Genomic DNA, 348 nt, shown 5'->3' with positions numbered 1-348 from the left:
GACGGCCAGATCACCCCGCGGTTCGCCACCTGGCGCGAGCGCGGGGCGATGATCGGCGCCGCCGCCGTCGGCACGGTCGCGGTGGCCCTCCTCTTCAAGGCCTACCCGACCCTGTCCTGGGACCCCTGGCCGGACGCGTACATCTTCGTCGGCACCGTCGTCGCCATGTACGCCCAGGCCCGCGGCATGGTCGAGTTCTGGTTCGCCTGGCTGCTGGTCGACCTGGTCGGCGTCCCGCTGAACTTCGCCAACGGCTACGCCTTCTCCGGCTTCGTCTACGTCATCTACGGCGCGCTCGTCCTGTGGGGCATGCGCGACTGGTGGCTGCGCTCCCGCAAGGGACCGCAG

Annotated in this window: 1 protein-coding gene; it reads left to right on the top strand. The window is 70.7% G+C overall.

Going from position 1 to position 348, the window contains the following annotated elements:
- The coding region (locus KUM49_RS25325; protein WP_217239249.1) for a nicotinamide mononucleotide transporter family protein at positions 1-348 on the top strand (348 nt) is incomplete at both ends.

Source organism: Streptomyces sp. AC555_RSS877 (assembly GCF_019049245.1).
In the GTDB taxonomy this organism is placed as follows: Bacteria; Actinomycetota; Actinomycetes; order Streptomycetales; family Streptomycetaceae; genus Streptomyces.
This window is presented reverse-complemented; position numbering and strand designations above follow the sequence as displayed.